Annotated in this window: 18 protein-coding genes and 1 pseudogene; 4 read left to right on the plus strand and 15 right to left on the minus strand. The window is 38.0% G+C overall.

Features of this window, described 5'->3' with window-relative positions:
- The first annotated feature begins 148 nt into the window (after positions 1-148).
- The gene (locus tag EXE10_RS12930; protein WP_130113640.1) at positions 149-1,465 is read left to right on the plus strand and encodes an OprD family outer membrane porin; all 1,317 of its coding nucleotides are present in this window, start codon (positions 149-151) and stop codon (positions 1,463-1,465) included.
- A 101-nt stretch (positions 1,466-1,566) separates the two neighbouring features.
- Here the strand turns inward: EXE10_RS12930 and ppa are convergent, their stop codons facing one another.
- Together ppa and EXE10_RS12940 are read right to left on the minus strand one after the other, a co-directional pair.
- Positions 1,567-2,103, minus strand: a complete 537-nt coding sequence (gene ppa / locus EXE10_RS12935; RefSeq protein WP_068974991.1) for an inorganic diphosphatase — start codon at positions 2,101-2,103, stop codon at positions 1,567-1,569.
- Positions 2,104-2,199: 96 nt separating this feature from the next.
- Complete coding sequence (locus tag EXE10_RS12940; RefSeq protein ID WP_130113641.1) at positions 2,200-2,598, minus strand: MAPEG family protein; 399 nt, start codon at positions 2,596-2,598, stop codon at positions 2,200-2,202.
- 104 nt (positions 2,599-2,702) lie between these two features.
- Here EXE10_RS12940 and EXE10_RS12945 point away from each other — a divergent pair, with 104 nt between their 5' ends.
- The gene (locus tag EXE10_RS12945; RefSeq protein ID WP_068975115.1) at positions 2,703-3,101 is read left to right on the plus strand and encodes a hypothetical protein; all 399 of its coding nucleotides are present in this window, start codon (positions 2,703-2,705) and stop codon (positions 3,099-3,101) included.
- 107 nt (positions 3,102-3,208) lie between these two features.
- Here the strand turns inward: EXE10_RS12945 and EXE10_RS12950 are convergent, their stop codons facing one another.
- From EXE10_RS12950 to EXE10_RS12990, 8 genes and pseudogenes are all read right to left on the minus strand, one after another.
- Positions 3,209-4,882, minus strand: coding sequence for a long-chain-fatty-acid--CoA ligase (locus EXE10_RS12950; RefSeq protein ID WP_068974989.1), 1,674 nt, complete (start codon positions 4,880-4,882; stop codon positions 3,209-3,211).
- Positions 4,883-5,031: 149 nt separating this feature from the next.
- The gene (parC, locus tag EXE10_RS12955; RefSeq protein WP_130113642.1) at positions 5,032-7,251 is read right to left on the minus strand and encodes a DNA topoisomerase IV subunit A; all 2,220 of its coding nucleotides are present in this window, start codon (positions 7,249-7,251) and stop codon (positions 5,032-5,034) included.
- 323 nt (positions 7,252-7,574) lie between these two features.
- A complete protein-coding gene (locus tag EXE10_RS12960; RefSeq protein WP_227542630.1) occupies positions 7,575-7,952 on the minus strand; it encodes a lysozyme inhibitor LprI family protein in 378 nt (125 codons plus the stop codon).
- A 772-nt stretch (positions 7,953-8,724) separates the two neighbouring features.
- Positions 8,725-8,979: pseudogene (locus tag EXE10_RS12970) on the minus strand (PAAR domain-containing protein); the annotation flags it as partial.
- A gap of 304 nt (positions 8,980-9,283) precedes the next feature.
- Positions 9,284-10,603 (minus strand): MFS transporter, encoded by a 1,320-nt coding sequence (locus EXE10_RS12975; RefSeq protein WP_130113643.1) that lies wholly within the window; start codon positions 10,601-10,603, stop codon positions 9,284-9,286.
- Between the two features lie 156 nt (positions 10,604-10,759).
- Positions 10,760-11,404 (minus strand): trimeric intracellular cation channel family protein, encoded by a 645-nt coding sequence (locus EXE10_RS12980; RefSeq protein ID WP_068974986.1) that lies wholly within the window; start codon positions 11,402-11,404, stop codon positions 10,760-10,762.
- A 59-nt stretch (positions 11,405-11,463) separates the two neighbouring features.
- Positions 11,464-11,943 carry a YchJ family protein gene (locus EXE10_RS12985; protein ID WP_130113644.1) on the minus strand — a complete coding sequence of 160 codons (480 nt, stop codon included), beginning with the start codon at positions 11,941-11,943 and terminating at the stop codon, positions 11,464-11,466.
- Between the two features lie 46 nt (positions 11,944-11,989).
- Positions 11,990-12,487, minus strand: coding sequence for a hypothetical protein (locus EXE10_RS12990; RefSeq protein ID WP_130113645.1), 498 nt, complete (start codon positions 12,485-12,487; stop codon positions 11,990-11,992).
- Between the two features lie 122 nt (positions 12,488-12,609).
- Between EXE10_RS12990 and EXE10_RS12995 the strand changes: the two genes are divergently transcribed.
- Entirely contained in the window at positions 12,610-13,368 is a 759-nt protein-coding gene (locus tag EXE10_RS12995; protein ID WP_130113646.1) for an SIMPL domain-containing protein, read from the plus strand.
- A 160-nt stretch (positions 13,369-13,528) separates the two neighbouring features.
- On the opposite strand, the gene EXE10_RS13000 is transcribed toward EXE10_RS12995, so the two are convergent.
- A complete protein-coding gene (locus EXE10_RS13000; protein WP_130113647.1) occupies positions 13,529-15,109 on the minus strand; it encodes a TerC family protein in 1,581 nt (526 codons plus the stop codon).
- Between the two features lie 373 nt (positions 15,110-15,482).
- Here EXE10_RS13000 and EXE10_RS13005 point away from each other — a divergent pair, with 373 nt between their 5' ends.
- A complete protein-coding gene (locus EXE10_RS13005; RefSeq protein ID WP_130113663.1) occupies positions 15,483-16,115 on the plus strand; it encodes a TIGR00730 family Rossman fold protein in 633 nt (210 codons plus the stop codon).
- Between the two features lie 31 nt (positions 16,116-16,146).
- On the opposite strand, the gene EXE10_RS13010 is transcribed toward EXE10_RS13005, so the two are convergent.
- The 4 genes from EXE10_RS13010 to EXE10_RS13025 all read right to left on the minus strand — a co-directional run bounded on the left by EXE10_RS13010 (position 16,147) and on the right by EXE10_RS13025 (position 18,718).
- Positions 16,147-16,458 carry a hypothetical protein gene (locus EXE10_RS13010; protein ID WP_130113648.1) on the minus strand — a complete coding sequence of 104 codons (312 nt, stop codon included), beginning with the start codon at positions 16,456-16,458 and terminating at the stop codon, positions 16,147-16,149.
- Between the two features lie 63 nt (positions 16,459-16,521).
- The gene (locus EXE10_RS13015) at positions 16,522-16,863 is read right to left on the minus strand and encodes a GlpM family protein (RefSeq protein WP_068974980.1); all 342 of its coding nucleotides are present in this window, start codon (positions 16,861-16,863) and stop codon (positions 16,522-16,524) included.
- Positions 16,864-16,957: 94 nt separating this feature from the next.
- On the minus strand, positions 16,958-17,755 hold the full coding sequence (locus EXE10_RS13020; RefSeq protein WP_068974979.1) for a hypothetical protein: 798 nt from the start codon (positions 17,753-17,755) through the stop codon (positions 16,958-16,960).
- 228 nt (positions 17,756-17,983) lie between these two features.
- Entirely contained in the window at positions 17,984-18,718 is a 735-nt protein-coding gene (locus tag EXE10_RS13025; RefSeq protein WP_130113649.1) for a hypothetical protein, read from the minus strand.
- Between the last annotated feature and the right edge of the window lie 112 nt (positions 18,719-18,830).

Genomic DNA, 18,830 nt, shown 5'->3' on the forward strand with positions numbered 1-18,830 from the left:
ACAATTAAATATTCAAGAATATTTATGACAAAACTGAAATATTTTTAACCAAAATGATGCCCTTTTTATCGAATAAATATACAATTCATACACAAATTGCGCTGAATTTATCAGGCAATGCCAAAATCTCTCGCTTACGAGGCAAAAAATGCTTAAAGCAACAAAATTAACATTAGCAGTACTTATCAATGCTGCAATTATTTCACCTACATTTGCTAGCGAACAAAGTGAAGCAAAAGGTTTTGTAGAAGATGCTGAGGGATCAGTTTTATTCCGTAACGGTTACGTCAATCGCGATAAGAAACATGGAAATACCAATGACACCAGTTCATGGGCACAATCTGCAATTGTGAACATAGACTCTGGTTTCACCCAAGGTGTTGTTGGTTTTGGTGTAGGTGTTGTAGGTGACGGTTCTTTCAAAATTGGAAAGAATAATCACGCAGGTAACAACATGATTCCACTACATAATGGTGGTGCCAAAGATGCAAATGGTTATGTTGATGCTTATGACCATTGGGCTCGTGGTGGTGCGAACGTAAAGGCTCGTTTCTCTAATACTACTGTACGTTATGGCACACAAGTTTTAGATCTACCTGTACTTGCAAGTAATACTGGTCGTATGGTTCCTGAATATTTCGAAGGGACTTTAATTACTAGCCATGAAATTAAAGATCTTGAATTGGTTGCAGGTAAATTTACCAAAGACCAAATGTCTGATCAAATTTCTACAGATGCTGATGCAAATGGCAATGGACTTGATCGTGCAATCGTTTGGGGGGCTAAATACAAATTTGATGACCAACTTAGCGCATCATATTATGGTTTAGATTCTAAAAATGCGTTAGAACGTCATTATATCAACGCCAACTATAAACTCCCGCTTGCAAACAAAAGTTCTTTAACTTTTGATTTCAGTGGTTATCACACTGAATGGGATAAAGATGCTGCAACTTACTCATCTTCTATCGGAAATTCAGATGTCGAAGGTCGTAAAAATAACATCTGGGCACTATCAGGAACTTATAACCAAGGCCCTCATTCTGTGATGTTGGCTTACCAACAAAACACTGGTAATACAGGTTATGACTACGGTCAAAATGCTGATGGTTTCCAAAGTATTTACCTTCCAAACTCTTATATGTCTGATTTTATTGGAAACCGTGAAAAATCGGCTCAACTCCAATACAATCTTGATGCAAGTGCCTATGGCGTACCAGGCCTGAATTGGACAAGTGCTTATGTCTATGGTTGGAATATCCATACAGGCGCTGAAACCAATGCAAAAGAACGTGAATTCTTTAACCAAGTGAAATACACCATGCAAAGTGGTTTTGCCAAAGATGCGAGTTTACGCGTTCGTTATTCACACTACCGTGCTAGCGATGCATACCAATCGAATGCCTACATTGGTGACACCAACGAATGGCGTTTATTCCTTGATATTCCTGTGAAATTCTTCTAATTCACAACTGAATATTCAGCATAAAAAAAACCTGCATCAACTGATGCAGGTTTTTTTATTGAGTTAAGGTTCAAAACCCTCACTCAAATTCTGATCTGGAATTATTTATTTGCCGCTTTATAAGCTTCGATTGAGTCAAGAACTTCTTGTTTTGCAACTTCAGAACCTTCCCAACCGCTGAGTTTAACCCATTTGCCAGCTTCAAGATCTTTATAGTGAGCAAAGAAGTGTTCAACTTGTTTGATCAATAATTCTGGAAGATCTGTATATTCTTGAACATCTTTATAAATCGGTGTTAATTTATCATGTGGAACTGCGATCAATTTCGCATCTACACCACCGTCATCTTCCATGTTCAATTTACCCACTGGACGGCAACGAATCACTGAACCTGGCTCAACTGGGTGTGGCGTTACAACCAATACGTCCAAAGGATCACCATCTAAAGATAATGTATTTGGTACATAGCCATAGTTTGCAGGGTAGAACATTGCTGTACCCATAAAACGGTCTACAAATAACGCATCAGAATCTTTATCAATTTCGTATTTAATCGGAGCTGCATTTGCAGGAATTTCGATAATTACATAGATGTCATTTGGGGCATCTTTACCAGCAGGGATATTGCTATAGCTCATAGGATACTCTTTCAAGTGAGGTCTTATTTAAAATCGTGCCGATTATAACGCTAAATGAAGTCAACTGATAATGAATTGCGTTAATCTGCAGCAGACTTACATCATCCGAACAATCATTAACAATAAAATAATCGGGCATGCCATCGACAAAGTCCAAATAATTGAACGTAATGTCGCCAAATTGGCTAGATAACAAATCCCGTAAATAATCCGTAAAATAATATATGCCATACCCAACATCATGATGAGATAGTGTGAGACCACCATATATTCTGCCATGAGAATTGCAGCAATAAATAAAGGAAGACTTTCAAAACTATTCTGTTGTACTGCATTGGCACGTGCTGCCAAGCCTGTGGTTTTGGCTAAAAACTCACGCGGATTTTGATTATCTGCAATTTTAAAGCCACCAGACAGTTTGGCAATTGCCATAAAAACATAAGGAAGTAAGCAGGCAATTAAAATTAAATATATGATGCCATCTATCCCAGACATGATTTTTTTCTCATGAAGTATCAATGCGGTTATCATAGCATGGCATGAACAAAATAATTTTTTGTTCCAGACAGAGATTTGCAAAATTGTGTAGTGAGGACAATATCGTGCAACAAGATCAAAAAGAGTTGTTTGAGGTTTTAGAAAAACAACGTCAACAACAGGCTGAGATTGACCGTATATTGAAGATTGTATTGCCGATTTTGGCTTTTCTACTGTGTGTGATTTGTGCCAATTACAACTGGCAATCGACCGTGGGTACGCTCATCGTTTTAGTTGTGGCTTTTCTTGCTGTTGGCATTAAACGTATGAATTTATATTTATGGCTAGCAATCATTGCGATTTATTGTCTAGTTGATATCTATTTGAGTTATGGAACCATTCAGCCATCTGCACTTGGACGTCAAATGGGTACTATGCTGACCTTTACCGGTATTGTTGGTATCAGTCGTCCATATATTGATGGTTGGTTTATCCGCTCTAAGAACAATCAAATTCTTTAATCATCATACTAAATTCAAATTTAATGTTCATTGCGTATTGATCGTTAATACATTTGAACCACACAAAATAAAGCACCCATTGTGGGTGCTTTATTTTTATTTATAAATTACTTACGTAAATCTTTACGTAGGATTTTACCCACGTTTGATTTCGGTAATTCATCCATAAACTCAACATAACGAGGACGTTTATAGCCTGTTAAGTTTTCTTTCGCGTACTCAAGCACTTCTTCTGTTGTTAAAGATGGATCTTTTTTCACCACGAATAACTTAGGTACCTCACCCGACTTCTCATCAGGTACACCAATCGCAGCAACTTCAAGCACTTTAGGATGTTTCGCAATCACTTCTTCAATTTCAGAAGGATAAACGTTGAAACCAGACACCAAAATCATGTCTTTTTTACGATCTACGATTTTGAAATAACCGCGTGTGTCCATTACACCAATGTCACCGGTACGGAAATAACCATCCGCAGTCATCACTTTGGCAGTTTCATCAGGACGGTTCCAATAGCCTTTCATCACTTGAGGACCACGGATCGAAATTTCACCCTGCTCACCTTGAGCCAAGTGATTACCGTCATCATCCAAAATCGCCACATCTGTTAATGGAAGTGGAACACCGATCGTGCCACTGAACTCAGTTGTTGCAGGTGGGTTTGCTGTTGCCACTGGTGAAGTTTCAGAAAGACCATAGCCTTCGATAATGATCGTTCCTGTAACCTTTTTCCACTCTTCCGCAGTTGATGGCAATACAGCCATACCACCACCCATTGCCATTTTCAATTTACTGAAATCTAGCTGACGGAATTCTTCGTTATGTACTAAAGCATTGAATAACGTATTTACCGCAGGGAAGAAACCTGGTTGATACTTGCGTAATTCCTTAATCACGGCAGGTAAATCACGTGGGTTCGGAATCAAGATATTCGCTTGACCTTTGTACATGCCGTACATAGCACAAACCATGAATGCAAAAATATGATATAGCGGTAAAGCACAGAAGATACGGTCATCTTTCGCACCATCTCCCGCACCAAATTTACTTTGGAAAATACCATCACATTGCAACAAGTTCGCCACTAAATTACGGTGCGTCAGTTCAGCGCCTTTCGATACACCTGTAGTACCACCGGTATATTGCAATACAGCAGTATCACTCAACGTCATACTTGGGCGTTTATAATTACTTGGGCTTACTTTCGCTAAAGCAGTATTAAATTTGACGTGACCTGGAATATTCCAATCTGGAATTTGTTTGCGTACTTTACGCAACACAAAGTTAACCAGTGTCCCTTTTAACGTACCGAGCATATCCCCAACTGAAGCAACAACGACATGCTTCACAGGTGTTTTACCTAAAATTGCTTGGTAAACAGTCGCAAAGTTTTCAACAATCACTAATGCTTCTGCACCTGAGTCATTGAGCTGATGTTCTAATTCACGTGCGGTATATAGTGGATTGACATTCACCAATACCAAACCAGCACGGAACACTGCCAAAGCAACCACAGGGTATTGAAGAACGTTCGGCATCATCACAGCAACACGTGAACCTTTAGCCAAACCTAAACTTTGCAAATATGTTGCAAATTTACGGCTTGCAAGTTCAAGCTCACTGAATGACATCACTTTATCCATGAAGATAAAGGCATCTCGTGAACCAAATTTTTGGAAATTACGCTCAAAAATATCAATAAGAGAGGTATTTTCCTGTGGCAATTCTACTGTCTCTGGAATCCCAGTCTTTTGGTATTCAGCGAACCAAATCTTTTCCATAATGCCTTAATCTCCAATCAGTAATCCTTAGTTTTAAACTGTTTTTCTCTATATCGAACATAATTTTTTAGCTTGTTTGTGTTCAATATTGCATCCATCATTCCGAATACATTGCATATATAACGTATTTTGATCAATGGATGCTAGTTTTATCTTTGAATCAACAGTTTATTTGCTTTTTGATAGCCACGTGGTAAGAGTTGACCTTTCGATGCACGCTTACCGATATATTTCTGTAAATCATCACCTTTTAGTTTTAATTGTTGCTGCCCTGCAAGCACTTGAATTATTTCATCTAAATTCAAAGTTAGCATAAACTGAATCTGTTCATCAGCCTCAAGTTGTATCAACTTATTACCTTTCCCTTTATTGAGTGTTGGCAATTCTGACAAATCAATTAAAAGTAACCGGCCCCCTGAACTGAGTATAGCCAAATGCGTATGATTTTCAATCACTTCAATTGGCATCGCTTTAGCATCATCCGCGACAGTCAAGAATGTTTTACCTGCCTTCGCATTGGTATCTAGTTGTTTTGCTTGAGATTTAAAACCATAACCTTTGGTACTCACAGCAATGATTTCTTTTTCCTCATCTTCCACAAGGACTTGTATAAAACTCACACCATTGGCAGGAGCAAGTTTTGAACTCAACGGTTCACCTAAGCCACGTGCTGAAGGTAAGCTATTAATCGCCAAGGCATAACTTCGCCCAGTTTCATCCAAGATGTAGACTTTCTGATTGGATTTACCTTGTGCTGAACTGAGGTACTGATCACCTGCACGGAAATTTAAATTCTCGGCATCAATATCATGACCTTTGGCAGAGCGAATCCAACCTGCTTCAGATAAAACCACAGTGACCGATTCGGCAGGAACGAGATCTTGCTCACTGATTGCATGCGCTTCTTCACGTAAAACAATTGGGGATTTACGATCATCACCAAATTTTTTCGCATCATCTTTAAGCTCTTCAATAATTAAAGACTTTAAAGATTCAGGATTTGCCAATTGTTCACGAATCACCGCTGCTCTCGCTTCCAGTTCTTCTTGTTCACGGCGCATTTCCATTTCTTCAAGTTTTGCCAAATGACGTAACTTCAGTTCTAAAATGGCTTCTGCTTGAATTTCATCAATATTAAAACGCGACATCAACACAGGTTTAGGCTGATCTTCTTCACGGATGATGCGAATCACTTCATCAATGTTCAGATAGGCAATGACTAAACCACCAAGAATGTGCAGACGTTTTTCAATTTTATTTAAATGATATTGCAGGCGACGTGTGACAGTATGTTTACGAATCTCAATCCATTCTAATAATATTCTGCGAATTGATTTCACTTGTGGACGACCATCCGCACCAATCATGTTCATATTGACACGATAGCTAGACTCTAAATCAGTCGTTGCAAATAAATGACTCATCACAGCATCGGCATCGATACGATTTGAACGCAGTACAATGACTAAACGAGTCGGGTTTTGATGATCTGATTCATCACGTAAGTCGCTGACCAAAGGTAATTTCTTCGCTTGCATCTGATCTGCAATTTGCGAAATGACTTTTGAACCTGAAACTTGATACGGTAGTTCCGTGATCACGATTTCATTTTTTTCAATCGTATAAACTGCACGAGTACGATAGCTTCCACGACCCGAAATTTGAATTTTTAATAGTTCTTCTTTTGAAGTAATAATTTCAGCTTTGGTTGGTAGATCTGGTCCTGGAATGTATTCTGCAACCTTCTCATCACTCAGATCAGGTTTACGGATTAAAGCAATCGTACCTTTGACTACTTCACGTAAATTGTGTGGTGGAATATCCGTTGCCATCCCGACAGCGATACCTGTTGTACCATTGAGCAAAATATTAGGTACACGCGCAGGTAAGCTCACAGGTTCTTTCATCGTACCATCAAAGTTATCTTGCCAGTCGCAGGTACCTTGACCTAGTTCTGAAAGTAGTAAATCACTATATGCTGATAATTTTGCTTCGGTATAACGCATTGCCGCAAATGACTTAGGATCGTCAGGTGAACCCCAGTTACCTTGCCCCTCAATAAATGGGTAGCGATAACTGAAAGGTTGCGCCATCAACACCATTGCTTCATAACAGGCTAAGTCACCATGCGGATGATACTTACCCAATACATCACCGACAGTACGTGCAGATTTTTTCGGTTTGCCACTTGGTTTTAGACCCAACTCACTCATTGCATAGACGATACGGCGTTGTACGGGTTTTAGACCATCACTGATATGGGGCAATGCACGATCCGTGATCACGTACATGGCATAGTTGAGATAAGCTTGTTCGGTAAATTCTGCTACAGAACGATTCTCTGTTGCTTGATGCGCAAGGCTTGTCATAACAACCTTTAATCCTAAGTAAATGCGTTTTAAATATTTCTAAATCTAAGTTCTTATGCTAAGTCGCAGGATCAGCCTATACAAGTGTAAGTATGTGCTTCAACGACAATTTGCGTCTTTAGAAGTTTCTAATGTCGTAAAATTATCCATTTTTAAGGAAATGAGCAACTGATAATTTTAATTGGATGAAAATACAAAATGAAATCCAATAATTAGAAATTTATCAAAGACTGTAGCACTATTTTTTAAAATGTAAGAATTTACAGACTCACCAAACTCTCAACAAAGGGAGGAGACTCCTCCCTGATCGAGCTAAATTAGGTTTACTTATATTTTTTTAAAAATTTAATACGATCATTAGTCATATCAATTTCACATTGCATAGCATCAAAGTGGCTTTCACGTCCGTAATTAGCTTCATCCACTACGCATTTACTTTCTTTCTCTTTAATCCAGTTGCGCTGTAATCGCTGAAGCTCTTCCTTTCGGTTTTTTTTTAAGCCAGCCATCTTTTGTTTATAAGCTGTATTGAGCTTTTTGTCTGCAGTCTTATATTCGTCAATATAGCAACCTAAAATGTCATTATGCATTGTACTATTTGGGACACATTTAACTTGATAGTCGGCATCAGCAAATGTCAATGTGCTACCAAACAACATGATTAAAATGAATAAATAAGCTTTACTATTTATAACAGTCACACTTCAACCCCTTTTCAAATATATCAGCTTCGTCTCTGCGTCGTTTCCCTACACCACTGTTTCCATTGGGTCCTGTTTTATTCCAAAGCTTCGACATATCTCTAAAAATATCAGGGATTTTTTCAGGAGTGGTAGCTTCTAAAGCTTCTTTAATCTGACGCATGTGTTTTCGTGTTATTCCACCATTTTTTGGCTCTGTTAATCCTGGTCCACGATTGAATACAAGAGAAAGTAGGACACCTTGGCAGTGAGGGTGGAGTTTTAATGCACTTGGATAAATAGAGAGTGTTTGATTTGCATATCTTGTTTTAAGTACTGTAGCTAAATGCAGTCCTTTTTCCTTTGTGATTGTTATATCTAATAATTGAGGAACTAAAGCCCTTGCTGCTGCTCCTTTCTTTCCTTGGGCTTTTAGTAATCTTTCAATCTGAGCTTCAGTATAAAATGGTCCTAGATCAGCTTTAATTTGCGTTGCTGATTGTTGACCAAGATCATAACCTATAGCCAATGTTACACCGCTAAGGTCATCGCCTGGTTGATAAGGCTTTGGTTCAAATTTTTCATATTCCAGAATTTTTTTCCACATTTCCATTGAAATGATATATGGACCAGGTGTTGAATTAAAACTAACAGTTTCTACAACACACTCCGGCGCACAAGGATCCTTCTTTTTATCAGTATCATCTACCAGACTATTAGTTAAATTTTGTTGAGAAATGACAGGCTGAAGATTAGAGACTATAGAAAGTAAGTTAGAGCTACCATTATCGCCCACAGTTAAATATTGATCGCCAATACATTTACAACCACAAGACAAAGGAGAATTATGCTGTGCCGCTGGCTTACCCATCACAATCATATGATTATCACCAGAAACAATCGTAGAGACACACTAATGTTTTGGACAAGTTGCTTTGTCTCCAACACAAGCAATGGGTTTACCCTCAATCAAAAAAGATGATTGACCAGAAATAACTTTTCCCCCACCTGTTGTAGATGAACCTAAAGTAATATAAGGAGTTGCCATAGCTTTTTCCTTTCATTATATTTTGTTATAAAATATCAAAATAGATGCAATAATTTTTCTTCTATAGATAGATTAAAGAGTTTTGATTCTACTAACTAATTATTTTAGCATTGTATAATGTTTTTACTTTCCACCCTTCAACTTATTCTAATCTAGATAAAACTCATAATTACGAATTAATCTATTAACCTAACAACAAGTAAGCAAATAGAACTTTTCTAATTTGTAACTATCTGCCATAAAGTCGTTGACGAGAACCTGTAAAAATAAGGAAATTCTAAATAACAATTTCCCTCCTTTTTAGCTACAATCCCATCTCTTCCAAAGTCTTCCCTTTCGTCTCTTCGCCTAGAATTAAAATGACTAAAGCAACAGCGACAAGTACTGCGGTAAACATCATAAAGACTGAACTAAAACCATTACTTGCGACCATCATGTGGGTCACCACCAATGGTGCAACAATCCCGCCCATACGCCCAATCGCCGATGCCCAACCCGAACCAAAGGCACGAATATTGGTTGGATATTGTTCAGGTGTGTAAGTATATAACACACCCCAAGCACCCAAGTTAAAGAACGACATCAAACAACCCCACAACATGATCATACTGACTGAGGTGGCTTGCCCGAAGAAATAAGCTGATACCGCACACATGCCGATAAAGCCTGCCAAAGTCGCTTTACGTCCTAACTTCTCCACTAACCAAGCAGCTGCGACATAGCCTGGAAGCTGTGCCAAGATCATGCCGAGCACATATTCAAAGGACTGCACGATGCTATAACCTTGTTTAACCAATAAACTTGGTAGCCACGTGAAAATACCATAATAAGAAAAGACGATTCCAAACCAAATCAACCACAGCATCAAAGTACGTTTGGCAAAAGGATTTGACCACAGTTGTGAAAATGAAATGTTTTGTTTTTCCGCCACAGGTTTGACTTCAATGGTTTCAATCACTTCTACGCCACATTGACGTTCAAGCTTTTGTACCAATGCATGCGCTTCTTCAATACGTCCACGATTGATCAAATAAGGAACTGATTCAGGGACTTTTTTCAAAATCATAAATACATAGATCGCAGGCAAGCCCCCAATCAAAAATGCAATATGCCAACCATAATCAGGAATTACAAAATAGGAAATTAACGCAGCAACCAGCCAACCTAAGCCCCAAAAGCTTTCAAGCAATACAATAAAACGCCCACGTACTTGCGCAGGGATATATTCACTGACCAAAGTCACAGCAACAGGCAACTGACCACCTAAACCTAGCCCAACAATAAAATGAAACACCAATAGCCATGTTAAGTTTGGAGCAAAGGCACATAAAGCCGTCGCAATACTATAAGTGACTAAAGTAATCGCAAAGACGGTTCGACGACCAATTTTATCCGCTAGACCACCTGAAAATACCGCCCCGATTGCCATACCGACAAAGCCTATAGATACTACCCAGCCTTTTTCAGATGGCGTCATTTGCCATTCTTCTGCCATTTTGGTGAGGATAAAGGAAATCAGACCTGTATCCATGGCATCGAACATCCAACCGAGTCCGATTACCCATAGCAAGGTATAGTGAAATTTTCCAATCGGTAGGCGTTGTACGCGTGAAACTAAATCCATAATCGTGCTCTATGAATATGCTGTATCAGGTGAAAGGGAGATGCTGCCTTCACAACAGGATTTATAATTGTATTCATTATTATAAAGGTTCTGACTTTGATCTAAATCAGAACCAGATATCTATCATTTAAAAGCTAAACTTTTTATTCGGCTAAATCAAGATTCATCTTTTGATGATGCAGATTGTTCATCATCATCTTTATAGATAAATTTCGGCATTTCCAAACCAAAATAAATCGCAATACAGCGCAGTGAAAAACCAAAAACCAAAGTCGAAATCACCGTCACTTCTAAAGACAATCCGACATCCATGCAGAACCAATAGAAGATCACCGCAACAAATGAAATTGAGGCATAGAGTTCACGGCGGAATACCAAAGGCACATCATTACACAGAATATCACGCAGAATACCGCCTGAAACCCCTGTCAATACACCTGCAACCGCTGAAACAACAAAGCCATGTCCCATATCTAATGCGATCTGACAACCAATGATGGTAAATCCAATCAAGCCCAAAGCATCAAGCAACAGGAAGATAGAGTGTAAATGCTTCATCCATTTAGCAATCAGGATGGTGACAAATGCAGCCGCACAGGTGAGTACCAAATATTCAGGATGCTTGACCCAAGTCAGTGGATAATGCCCAAGCAATACATCCCGCACTGAGCCACCGCCAAGTGCTGTCACACAGGCAATCAAAACCACACCAAACCAGTCCATACTACGCCGACCCGCTGACAAAGCTCCTGTCATGGCTTCAGCCGTAATTGCAATAATATAGATGACTAATAACAACATTGCCCTTCTTCCGCTGAGGGTTATCGATGCGCGTATTCTAAGTCAAATTGCATGAAAAGTTACAGATATTGTGCGCAACATTGCTTAAATTTTTTACCTAAACCACAAATACACGGTTGTTTCATCGTGACCTGCTGATCTGTGGTTGGATCTAGGAAATACCACGTATTTTCAAATTTTACAAAATGCGAAACTTCATGGTGAATTTGTAGAGATTGATCTGCTCCATCCAAGGCTGAATAATGTGCTTTAAATTCAACTTGGGCATGGTTTTTATCGAGTTTTTCTTGGGCTTGTACGACTTCAAGCTTTAACCATTGATTGGCTTTACTCCAATCTGCAATGGCTTTGACATCCAAAGCGTGTTGCTGTCCAAGCGCTGTCGTTTTGACAATATAATCAATCTCTTGTTTGGCAAATGCACTATAACGTGAACGCATCAATTGTGCTGCTGTTTCAGCCTTTTTCTGACCTAAATGTAGAGCTTGGCAACATTCGCTATAAAGTTCAGAACCACATGGGCAAGCGAGATTAGACATGAAATTACTCAAATAAATTTGAATGTAGTTTAACAAAAACCATCACTCATAGTTGATCGAGATAATTTAAGAATGGTAAATCATAGTGGTTTTTACTCACTGTCGATTTATCGCTAAAAACTTTGCCATTCATAGAATTTTGATCAAAAATTAATTTTATTCTAGTTTTATTTTGCCCTAAGCGCATCGTATTTTGATATTTGATTCTAGCGTACTGATTCTTATATTTGGCATAGATAAAATAATCATGCGCTTTACTGATCCCTTTACCTTGATAATCTTGCATTTTTCCATCATTGAACAGCACAATAAACTGATGTATTTCATCAAAATTCTCAGCGTCTTCATAACCACATATATTTTTTCTATACGGGCTTATCAATACTTGAAGCTCCTTTTCATTAAATGCTTCATCCATAAATTGAAATTCAACATCTACATCATTTTGTTCGATAGGATGAAACAACGTTGCTGTTAGAACAACCACCCCGATCAAAAGCAATATAGCTAAGTAAATTTTTTTACTTCTTATTTGTTTTAACATTTTTATGACCCGTTCTTACAAATCGTTGTGCATCAATATAAATAGATCAGTAAATGTACATTGACACACTTTGAAATTTTCAATATAACTTGAATCAATAATAATTTTAGAAATATCAAAAAATGGAAAATAAAACCATTACATCTAAAAGCTTATGGATATTTGCATTCATTCTCAGTCTAGGCTTTGTGATCTCTGCTGCTGTGATCGGTTATGCCTTAAAGCAATCCAATCGTTCACAAAACTCGATCAGTGTAAAAGGTCTTTCCGAAAAACCAATCAAAGCGGATTCGGCACGTTGGGAAATTAATGTTCAAACACCTACGGCTTCAAATAGTATTCCTGAAGCTTATCAATTGCTTGATCAAAATCTTAAAACACTACAGGCTTTTTTTGTAGAGCAAGGCTTTAAAGCCACTGACTTACAACAAGGTAATAAAAGCTCTCAAGCCTATTATGAAGAAGTACAAGATGAGGAAGGTAAGACTCGGCGTGAGTTTCGTGGTTATATCGCGATGCAATCTATTGTAATCAGTAGTCGTGATATTCAAAAAATTGAAAAAGCAGCAAAAAATGCGTATTTGCTCGATGAAAAAGGTCTTTCGATTGAACAAAAACCTGAATATTTGGTCTCTAATTTAGAGGAAATTAAAATGTCTCTCATCGCCAATGCAACTCAAAATGCGCATAGCCGTGCCAATGAGTTTGCCAAAGTTGGTGGTGTTAAAGTCGGTACAATGCGTTCAGCAAGCCAAGGGGCTTTTTATATCTTACCTGAAAGTGGTTCGGATGATGACAGTGACTATGGCGGTGCGTATGACAAAGCGACTATTAATAAAATCGCCCGTGTGGTTGTGACGATTAATTATGCAATTGATTGATTATTAACTGATGTTACGCAAGAAGTATATTTTTAGGATATATCTACACTTTTAATGTATGAATAGCTGATTATCATCAAAAAATAATTACGGTTCATTTTATTATTTTCAATAAAAAAGCCAGTCTTTCGACCAGCTTTTTTACTATTTCTAATGCAGTTTAATCATCATCTTCCGACTGTTCCAATGCCTTAATATGCACCTTCTCAATCTTATGACCATCCATTGTCACCACTTCAAACTCATAACCATCTGCTTGAAGTTTAGAGCCATTTTCAGGTAAGCGACCTAAATGGAATAACAAGTAACCTGAAAGTGTTGAATACTCTTCAGAATCATTGACTAAATCACGACCTAAAAGCAATGAAACATGACGAATATCCGTTGAGCCTTCAAGCATCAATGAACCATCTTCAAGACTTTCAGCAGCAGCTTCGAGTTCATCTTCATCAGGGAACTCCCCTGCAATCGCTTCAAGCACATCAATCGGTGTTGCAATCCCTTCAATCGAACCATATTCATTCAGGACAATTGCCATTTGCAACGGTGCTTGGCGCAGCTGTTCCATCACCATCAACACCTGTGCATTTTCATGGACGATCACTGGCTCACGTAAATGCTTTTTAAAATCTAAGACACCTGTTTCAATATAATCATTCAACACTTTATGGGTTAAAACAATCCCTTCAATATTGTCCAATTCACCACGCGCCAGAATTAAACGTGAATGTGACATCTCCATTAAATTTTCTTTAATGGTTGCTTCATCTTCATCTAAGTCTAGCCATTCCAATTCAGGGCGTGGGGTCATCACAGATTTTACAGGGCGTTCAGATAAACCAAGAACACCTTGCACCATGACACTGTGATATGCGCCATTTTCATCGTCAAACATTTCATCTGCAAGCGCTTGCGTTGCGATCACATCATCCACTTTACCACTTTGATTATCTGCAGACTTACCACCGAGCATTTTCAAAACAGCCGAGGCAGTACGAAAGCGTAAGTCTGTAGTAGTCACCATTTTTTCTTGGTTCTTACGCATGGTTTGGTTCATAAACTCGATCAGCACCGAGAAACCAATTGCTGCATATAAATAGCCTTTTGGAATGTGATAACCAAAACCTTCCACGATGAGCGAGAAACCGATCATCATCAAGAAACCAAGACACAGAATCACCACAGTCGGATGTTTATTAACAAAATCCATCAAGGCTTTGGATGCCCACAGCATGATTCCGACGGCAATCACAACCGCAATCATCATGACTGAAAGGTGTTTCACCATTCCCACAGCAGTGATCACACTATCCAAAGAGAATACGGCATCTAAGACTACAATTTGGACGATCACCATCCAAAACGCAGCATGGACAGGATTTTCTTCTTTGACGGCTTGCGCACCTTCAAGGCGTTCGTGCAATTCCATTGTCCCTTTAAACAATAGGAATACACCACCAAACAACAGGATCAGATCTCGTCCTGAAAATGGATGATCCATAATATGGAACAGAGGTTCAGTGAGTGTGATGACCCACGCAATTGAGGCAAGTAACACCATCCGCATACATAGGGCGAGTAATAGCCCGATGATACGTGCTTTATCACGTTGTTCAGGTGGAAGTTTTTCTGCAAGAATTGCAATAAAAACAAGGTTATCTATACCTAAAACAATTTCCAGTACAACCAGTGTTGCAAGACCGACCCATGCAGAAGGATCAGACATCCATTCAAGAATCATTGATCTTGCTCCATTGAAGATGTGCAATTGCGAGTTTCAGCATATGTGAACTGTAAATTTCGAATTTGATTAGATAACTTTAGTTTATTTTGAAATATTTTTTTGTCTAAAGATTGTGCATTTTCGGAGCGACAACAACCACTACCCATGATGATTCATTTATTGAGAAACAAGCTTCAAGTATAGGTAATTTTGCTAAAAATTTCATCTCATTTATCATGTTTTATATGAACTTTATATGAAATAGCAATAGATTCATCGTGATACATATCATTGCCAAATCAATCACGATTCAACATGTTTTTGTCATATTTTTGACTTAGAGTAGTAGAAACACATAAGAACATGATAAGTTAAGGTGAAAAAATAAATGATGAATAGCGTACTCCCTGTAATGAAAAATGAAATGCTTGAATTAGATCAACCCACTCGTAAAGCAACGCAATGCCTCATCGCACTATATTGTGGCTCCCGCTTTGGCAATAAACCGATTTATAAAGACACAGCAATAGATTTGGCGAAAGGTATCGCAGAACATGGTTTTGGCATCGTCTATGGTGGTGCAAGCATTGGCTTAATGGGTCAAGTTGCTGACACAGTGACGGAACACGGCGGTGAAGTGGTCGGGGTAATTCCAGAATTTATGCTGGACTATGAAATCGCACATAAACAATTGACTGAACTACACATTGTACAAAGTATGCATGAGCGCAAAGCCATGATGGCAGAGCGTGCCAGTGCATTTGTCGCCTTACCTGGTGGATTTGGAACTTTTGAGGAAATCTTAGAAATCGCGACATGGGGACAATTGAATCAGCATCAAAAACCGATGATGCTTTACAATGTAAATGGTTTCTATGATCACTTAATTGCACAACTCGATCATGCAGTGGAAGAAGGTTTTTTACCGCCTCAGCATCGTGCAAAATTGATTGTTTGTAACAATGCCAATCAAATTTATAATGCGATTAAAAACTTAGAAGCCCCCAAGAAATTTATTGTATAATTTTTTAAAATAGCAGGTGAAAACTCATCTTTTACCTGCTCATCCATAGAATTAAAAATAACAATAACACTACTGCACTCATCAACCCCCAATACAGCAAAATAAATACTTTGGCTTTGCGCAAATGTAGATGATGATTAACCGTTTTATCCCAAATAATTTTATATTTTTTTTGACCTTGTTGTCCCCATACATACGCCCTATAGTCCCAATAACCTAAAACTACGTTTTTCTCACGCAAATATTTATACAGATGATAATCCACAAAACAAAAAATGATCATGTTGCTTAAAAAGCACAACAGCATCAGTAGTGGCAACATATCAATTAACAGTTCTTTCATTTCATTATTTTCTATATCTGTATTTTTAGAATATTTAGAAATTGCTCATTGCAATATTGACCATTAATTGTGAAACATCTGCCAACCATAAATCAAACCTGCTGCAGCCACGATCCAACATAGTGTTGCAACGCCAAGACAAGACCACATCGACAATTTTGTTGCGAGTAAATAGACCACAAGTAAATAAATAAAATAGGGAATCAGTGACCATAAGCCAAACAATGCTGTTTGCTTTAATGCGTCTCCACCCTTCTCTTGCGACACAATCACATGGGCAATCAAGGCAAAAGTTGGAAATAACGGGACTAAACCTGCAATATAAAATGCCTTACTTTTAGAAAGAATCGAAATCAACAAAACCACTGCTGCGCCGATGACACATTTCAAAAACAAAGACAGCATTTATACTTACTCAGCAATAAAACCAATGGGCTGAGTGTAGTGAATTTAAGGTATAAAAGCTAAAAAGTTTGAATGATAAGTTGCTATATTTTGCTTAATAAGCACGTTTGAATTTACGACGATTGATGAAAGCAAAAATTCCCATCACAACAGCACCCAAAACAAAAATAACCAATTTAACTTCTATTCTACTCAAGTGATATGCTGAACGTTCAGATTCAGACGTCAAAGGCACTGCCATTGGCGCTTTTACCGCTTCCCCTGTAGCAGTTGCAGAGTTCTCTAATGAAGTTGTATAGGATGAGGCTACATTTTTGAAATTTAATTCACTGAGCTGAGTAGGCTTAGCACCTTTACCCACCAAGACATACGCCGCAACAATATCAAAATCGACTGGATTTTCAATCTTGAACTGAACCTTGGTTGGCTCATAACTATTATATTCAGGAATCCAATCATTTACTTGGCTATAAATACGAACTGTATCTGTTTTTTCTAGTACAGGATCTTCGATTAACATCACTGACATTTCATCAATAATCGAAGTTAATTTTTTGAATTGATGAAAAGAATATTGTGAAGTTTGCTTCAAATTTTCAGCAATCAACTGTTGATGGATCGAATGTTCACTGGCATTGGTTTTATCCAATAAACCTTGATTATCAATAATAAAGTCAACTTTAGAAGTTAATCCTGGGTAATTTTGACGTCCAATCAAATAAACTGCTGTCCAGATCTGATCACTCGCGTGTACATTCTCCAAATTGACTTCATAAAACTGATTTGGTTTCACATTTAAGACTTGCTCAAAAAGGACAGGCGAAGCATTCTCTGCAAAAACATTGCCAGAAAATATAAAACAAATTATTGCAATCACTTTCTGCATATTCATTTCAACCCACCATAAATGCGACTTAAGTCACAAATATTATATATTAAGCATCCAAATTTGCGTATGCTACTTGTCTAACAATCAGATTTTTAAGATAAATGGAGAAATTTATAGCTACCAAATTCCCCCCTACTCTCTTCGATTTATACAAAATTCAAAATCCCTATTTTTAAGTATTTGACTGTTTTAAAAATGTCGAATCGTCAGTCTTCTTACACTCAATCCATACTAATCACGGCGAAATTTTCCCCAAAGAATGAAAATCATTACGACAGCAATTACAAGAAAAATTAAAAATCTAGCTTCCATTTTTGCCATCATCGAATCTGGACTGTTAGATGCATTGCGGAACTGTTGCTGTCTTTCCTCAGCACTCATATTGTTATTTTGTAGCATCAAATCCATGACTTGTTTCGGCTTATCACCCTCTCCCACAATCATATAGATCGCAAGTGGCTCAAAGCCTTGTTGTTCAGGAACAGCGATACTTAGTTTAAAATTTTCTACACCATACTCAGGAGCCCAGTCCATAACTTGTGCATAAGTACGGATGACATCTGCATCTTTTACAAACGGATCTTCAATTTCTTTACCTGTCTGCTCTTCGATTTCATCAGCAATATCATCAAATTCTTTCAGTGAAAACTTTTTGCGTAATGGCAAATCATCCGCAACCAAAATCGTTTGATTTATTTTTTCAGTTGGGCTGGCTTTATTGATCAAGCCCTCTGGTAAGATCACCAAATTCATCTGCGCTGTACGATTTGGAATCGTCTGCTTCCCGACCACATAAATTGCCGTCCATGCCTGCGTACTTGGAGAAACATCGGTAAATTTCATTTCCGCAGCATGTTCTTGATCTAGCTTTAAAAATTGTTCAAAAGTCACAATTTTAGTTTTGAGTGCAAACACATGTACGCTCAACGTTAACCCTAAAGCGAATGCGAATATCTGTTTCAGCATGGCAACCCTGATTTATAAAGTATTTTATTTTCAATAAATTATAAGCAAGACATTGATATATAAGAATTAGACCTTGAATATTGACTGAATATAATTATAAATATATGAATTA

This window comes from Acinetobacter sp. WCHAc060033 (assembly GCF_004209125.1).
Classification (GTDB): Bacteria; Pseudomonadota; Gammaproteobacteria; order Pseudomonadales; family Moraxellaceae; genus Acinetobacter; species Acinetobacter wuhouensis.